This window comes from Streptomyces sp. GC420, from assembly GCF_009916105.1.
Classification (GTDB): Bacteria; Actinomycetota; Actinomycetes; order Streptomycetales; family Streptomycetaceae; genus Streptomyces.
Genome location: NZ_JAAAXQ010000477.1, coordinates 1 through 5,203 on the forward strand (window position 1 = coordinate 1; position 5,203 = coordinate 5,203).

A 5,203-nucleotide genomic window follows, 5' to 3' on the forward strand; every position below is an offset into this window, starting at 1 on the left:
CACCCCGGGTCCGCGTCCGTCCGCCCGTCCCGGCGGGCCCGGCCAGGGCCAGGGCGCACGCCCCGGCGGCGGCCGTCCCGGCGGCGACCGTGACCGTCAGGGGCCGCGTCCCGGCGGTGCCCGTCCCGCGGGCCCGCGTCCCGGCAACAATCCCTTCACCTCCGGCGGCTCGACGGGCATGGCCCGTCCGCAGGCGCCGCGTCCCGGTGGCGGCGCGCCCCGTCCGGGCGGTCCCGGCACCGGTGGCCCGCGTCCGCAGGGCGGTCCCGGCGGTCCCCGTCCCCAGGCGGGTCCCGGCGGATCGGCCAGGCCCACTCCCGGCGGCATGCCGCGTCCGCAGGCTCCCCGCCCGCAGGGCGGTCCGGCCGGCAACCGGCCGAACCCGGGCATGATGCCGCAGCGTCCCGCTGCCGGCCCGCGTCCCGGTCCCGGTGGCGGCGGCGGTCGTCCCGCGGGTGCCGGTCGTCCCGGCGGTGGCGGCGGCGGTCGTCCCGGCGGCGGTTTCGCCGGCCGTCCGGCCGGTCCTGGCGGCGGCGGTGCCGGCCGTCCCGGTGGTGGCGGCGGTTTCGCCGGCCGTCCCGGCGGCGGTGGCGGCTTCGGCGGTGGCGGCGGTGGCCGTCCCGGCTTCGGCGGCCGTCCCGGCGGTCCCGGCGGCCGTGGTGGCACGCAGGGCGCCTTCGGCCGGCCCGGCGGTCCCGCGCGTCGTGGCCGCAAGTCGAAGCGGCAGAGGCGCCAGGAGTACGAGGCCATGCAGGCCCCGTCGGTCGGCGGCGTGATGCTGCCTCGCGGCAACGGACAGACCGTCCGCCTGTCGCGCGGTGCCTCGCTCACCGACTTCGCCGAGAAGATCAACGCCAACCCGGCGTCGCTCGTCGCGGTGATGATGAACCTCGGCGAGATGGTCACTGCCACGCAGTCCGTCTCCGACGAGACGCTCCAGCTGCTCGCCGACGAGATGAACTACAACGTCGAGATCGTCAGCCCGGAGGAGGAGGACCGCGAGCTTCTCGAGTCCTTCGACATCGAGTTCGGCGAGGACGAGGGCGGCGAGGAGTTCCTCGTGCCGCGTCCGCCGGTCGTGACCGTCATGGGTCACGTCGACCACGGAAAGACCCGGCTGCTGGACACCATCCGCAAGACGAACGTCGTCGCGGGCGAGGCCGGCGGTATCACGCAGCACATCGGTGCGTACCAGGTCACGACCGAGGTCAACGGCGACGACCGGAAGATCACCTTCATCGACACCCCGGGTCACGAGGCGTTCACCGCCATGCGTGCCCGCGGTGCCAAGTCGACCGACATCGCGATCCTCGTGGTGGCGGCCAACGACGGTGTGATGCCCCAGACGATCGAGGCGCTGAACCACGCCAAGGCGGCCGATGTGCCGATCGTGGTCGCGGTCAACAAGATCGACGTCGAGGGCGCGGACCCGACGAAGGTGCGCGGTCAGCTGACCGAGTTCGGCCTGGTGGCCGAGGAGTACGGCGGCGACACCATGTTCGTCGACATCTCCGCCAAGCAGGGTCTGAACATCGACAGCCTGCTGGAGGCCGTGATCCTCACTGCGGACGCCTCGCTCGACCTGCGGGCCAACCCGGAGCAGGACGCGCAGGGCATCGCGATCGAGTCCCACCTCGACCGCGGCCGCGGTGCCGTCGCGACCGTCCTGGTCCAGCGCGGCACCCTGCGGGTCGGCGACACCATGGTGGTCGGCGACGCGTACGGCCGCGTCCGGGCGATGCTCGACGACAAGGGCGAGAACGTGGAGGAGGCGGGTCCGTCGACCCCGGTCCTCGTCCTCGGTCTCACCAACGTCCCGGGCGCCGGCGACAACTTCCTGGTGGTCGACGAGGACCGTACGGCCCGTCAGATCGCCGAGAAGCGCGCCGCCCGCGAACGGAACGCGAACTTCGCGCGCCGTGGCGTCCGGTTCTCCCTGGAGAACCTGGACGAGGCCCTCAAGGCCGGTCTGGTGCAGGAACTCAACCTCATCATCAAGGGCGACGCGTCCGGTTCGGTGGAGGCCCTCGAGTCCTCGCTGCTCCAGCTCGACGTCAGCGACGAGGTCGACATCCGCGTCCTGCACCGCGGTGTGGGTGCGGTCACCGAGTCGGACATCGACCTGGCGACCGGCTCCGACGCCATCGTCATCGGCTTCAACGTCCGCGCGGCCGGCCGCGCGGCGCAGATGGCCGAGCGCGAGGGTGTGGACGTCCGCTACTACTCGGTGATCTACCAGGCCATCGAGGAGATCGAGGCGGCCCTCAAGGGCATGCTCAAGCCGGAGTACGAAGAGGTCGAGCTCGGCACGGCGGAGATCCGCGAGGTCTTCCGCTCGTCCAAGCTGGGCAACATCGCCGGTGTCCTGGTCCGCTCCGGAGAGGTCAAGCGCAACACCAAGGCGCGCCTCGTCCGCGACGGCAAGGTCATCGCGGAGAACCTCACCATCACCGGTCTGCGCCGCTTCAAGGACGACGTCACCGAGATCCGCGAAGGCTTCGAGGGTGGTATCAACCTCGGAAACTTCAACGACATCAAGGTCGACGACGTCATCGCGACGTACGAGATGCGGGAGAAGCCGCGCGCCTGAGCGCGGTGACGCGCACAGCGCGGTCGGGGCCGGTCGGCGGACTGAATATCCGTCGATCGGCCCCGGCCGTTGCGTGTACCGTTCTGGTGTCCCGCCGCCTTCCGGCGGGACCTGGCGATCCCGTACCGGCGGGTCATCCGGTCCATACATGTACGTAGGGACTCTGTCCTTCGATCTGCTCCTCGGCGACGTACGGTCGCTGAAGGAGAAGCGCTCCGTCGTCCGCCCGATCGTCGCCGAACTGCACCGCAAATTCGCTGTGAGTGCCGCGGAGGTCGGCGACCAGGACCTCCACCGCAGGGCCGAGATCGGCGTCGCGGTGGTCTCCGGGGACACGGAGCACCTCACTGACGTACTGAACCGCTGCGAGCGCATGGTCGCCGGGCGGCCCGAGGTGGACCTGCTGTCCGTACGGCGGCGGATCCACGGCGAGCACGACGACTGAGCGCACCGGCGCGCGGCGGACGTGCCTCGCCTGAAGCACCATGGTGGAAGAGAAGAAGGAGCAGGAACGGTGGCCGACAACGCGCGGGCCCGCAAGCTGGCCGATCGCATCCAGGTCGTCGTCGCGGAGACCCTGGACCGCCGCATCAAGGATCCGCGACTGGGCTTCGTGACGATCACGGACGCCCGGGTCACCGGCGACCTGCGGGAGGCCACGGTCTTCTACACGGTCTACGGCGACGAGGAGGAGCGCGCCGCGTCCGCGGCGGCACTGGAGAGCGCCAAGGGCATCCTGCGCTCCGAGGTGGGCCGCCAGACGGGCGTCCGCTTCACCCCGACGCTGGCGTTCGTCCCGGACGCCCTGCCGGACAACGCCCGGACGATCGACGACCTCCTCGACAAGGCCCGGGCGCAGGACGCCCAGGTCAGGGAGGCGTCCACGGGCGCCACCTACGCCGGTGACGCGGACCCGTACCGCAAGCCCGACGAGGACGCCGAGGACGGGGACGACGCCTCCGCATGACCGGCAACACGAACAGGAGCACGAGGCGCCCGGTGACGAACCGGGCGGCGAAGAGGCAGCAGGGGCCCGACGGACTGGTCATCGTCGACAAGCCGTCGGGCTTCACCTCGCACGACGTCGTGGCGAAGCTGCGCGGCATGGCCCGCACGAGAAGGGTCGGCCACGCGGGCACGCTGGACCCCATGGCGACCGGCGTGCTCGTCCTCGGGATCGAGCGGGCGACCAAGCTCCTCGGGCACCTCGCGCTCACCGAGAAGGAGTACGTCGCCACCATCCGGCTCGGCCAGAACACGGTCACCGACGACGCCGAGGGCGAGATCACCTCGTCGGCGGACGCGTCGGGCGTCACCCGGGAGGCGATCGACGCGGCGGTCGCCGAGCTCAGCGGCGACATCATGCAGGTGCCGTCCAAGGTGAGCGCCATCAAGATCGACGGCAAGCGGTCCTACGCGCGTGCCCGCAGCGGCGAGGACTTCGAGATCCCGGCCAGGCCGGTCACCGTCTCGTCCTTCGTGGTCCACCACGTGCACGAGGACACCGCACAGGACGGCACCGAGGTGCTGGACCTGCTGGTGACCGTCGTCTGCTCGTCGGGGACCTACGTCAGGGCGCTCGCCCGTGACCTCGGCGCGGCACTGGGCACCGGCGGCCACCTGACGGCGCTGCGCCGCACCCGCGTCGGCCCGTACAAACTGGACGGCGCCCGCACCCTGGAACAGCTCCAGGAGGCCGTGGACGACCCCGCGGGCGGCGGTCTGCCGGTCATGCCGCTAGCGGACGCGGCGGCCGCGGCCTTCCCGCGCTGGAACGTCGACGAGAAGCAGGCGAGGCTGCTCGCCAACGGCGTACGGATCGACATGCCGCCGCTGGAGGGCTCCGGCCCCGTCGCGGTGTTCGGGCCCGACGGCAGGCTGCTCGCGCTCGTGGAGGATCTGAAGGGCCGCGCAAAGAGCGTCGCCGTCTTCGGCTGACGCCCGGGCCGCATACCGTGGAGCGGGGAGCGCTCCCGCTCTCGCCGCACTCCCCGCTCCACGATTCCCCTCCCACTGGGGTCTGTCCAGACGCCTCCGGCTATTCACCCTCACGGGCAGGCGCTCGGAGTGAATCGGCGGAGCGGAAGGGGGCGCGTTTCCTCCGGCCGGGCGACGCCGCGCTCCGGGCCGCCCCGCAGCCCCGACAGCCCGTGGCGCCCGGCCCTTTCAGGTCGACCGCCGCTGGGCGACCACGCCGCCGGACCCCTCCGCCCTGGGGCGGGGCACGCCGGCCGGGGCACGCCGGCCCGGGCACCGCAGGGGGTGCGAAAGGGTGGCGCGCAGGGATGTGACAGGGATGGCACAGGCCCGGCACAGGCGGCGTGACCTCGCCCGATGCCGGGGTGATCCGTCCGTCCACCGGTACCGATGCGAGCCGGGACGCCCCGGCATGGCAGTCTTAGACCTGCGCATATGGCAAACACGTACACGGGTTCGGGCGAGGAGCGGTCACAGTGCAGCGCTGGCGTGGCTTGGAGGACATCCCCGAGGACTGGGGGCGCAGTGTCGTCACCATCGGGTCCTACGACGGGGTCCACCGCGGGCACCAGCTGATCATCGGCCGGGCCGTCGCCCGTGCCCGCGAACTCGGCGTCCCCGTCGTCGTCGTCACCT

At 72.2% G+C, this 5,203-nt stretch carries 4 protein-coding genes and 1 pseudogene; all 5 read left to right on the top strand.

What is annotated here, in order from left to right; translation table 11 throughout:
* The coding region (infB, locus tag GUY61_RS34320) for a translation initiation factor IF-2 (RefSeq protein WP_166634232.1) at positions 1-2,590 on the top strand (2,590 nt) is incomplete at its 5' end.
* A 148-nt stretch (positions 2,591-2,738) separates the two neighbouring features.
* Positions 2,739-3,035: a DUF503 domain-containing protein gene (locus GUY61_RS34325; RefSeq protein ID WP_166634233.1), complete on the top strand. Its 297-nt coding sequence runs from the start codon at positions 2,739-2,741 to the stop codon at positions 3,033-3,035.
* 69 nt (positions 3,036-3,104) lie between these two features.
* Positions 3,105-3,557: a 30S ribosome-binding factor RbfA gene (gene rbfA / locus GUY61_RS34330; protein ID WP_166634234.1), complete on the top strand. Its 453-nt coding sequence runs from the start codon at positions 3,105-3,107 to the stop codon at positions 3,555-3,557.
* Positions 3,554-4,528 (top strand): tRNA pseudouridine(55) synthase TruB, encoded by a 975-nt coding sequence (gene truB / locus GUY61_RS34335; RefSeq protein ID WP_166634235.1) that lies wholly within the window; start codon positions 3,554-3,556, stop codon positions 4,526-4,528. The genes rbfA and truB overlap by 4 nt, the downstream gene beginning before the upstream one ends.
* A gap of 515 nt (positions 4,529-5,043) precedes the next feature.
* A pseudogene (locus tag GUY61_RS34340) lies at positions 5,044-5,203 on the top strand (bifunctional riboflavin kinase/FAD synthetase); the annotation flags it as partial.

Bases quoted from the DNA above. Each gene is read 5' to 3' on its own strand.
- GUY61_RS34325 (WP_166634233.1), top strand. From the start codon at position 2,739: ATGTACGTAGGGACTCTGTCCTTCGATCTGCTCCTCGGCGACGTACGG.
- truB (WP_166634235.1), top strand. From the start codon at position 3,554: ATGACCGGCAACACGAACAGGAGCACGAGGCGCCCGGTGACGAACCGG.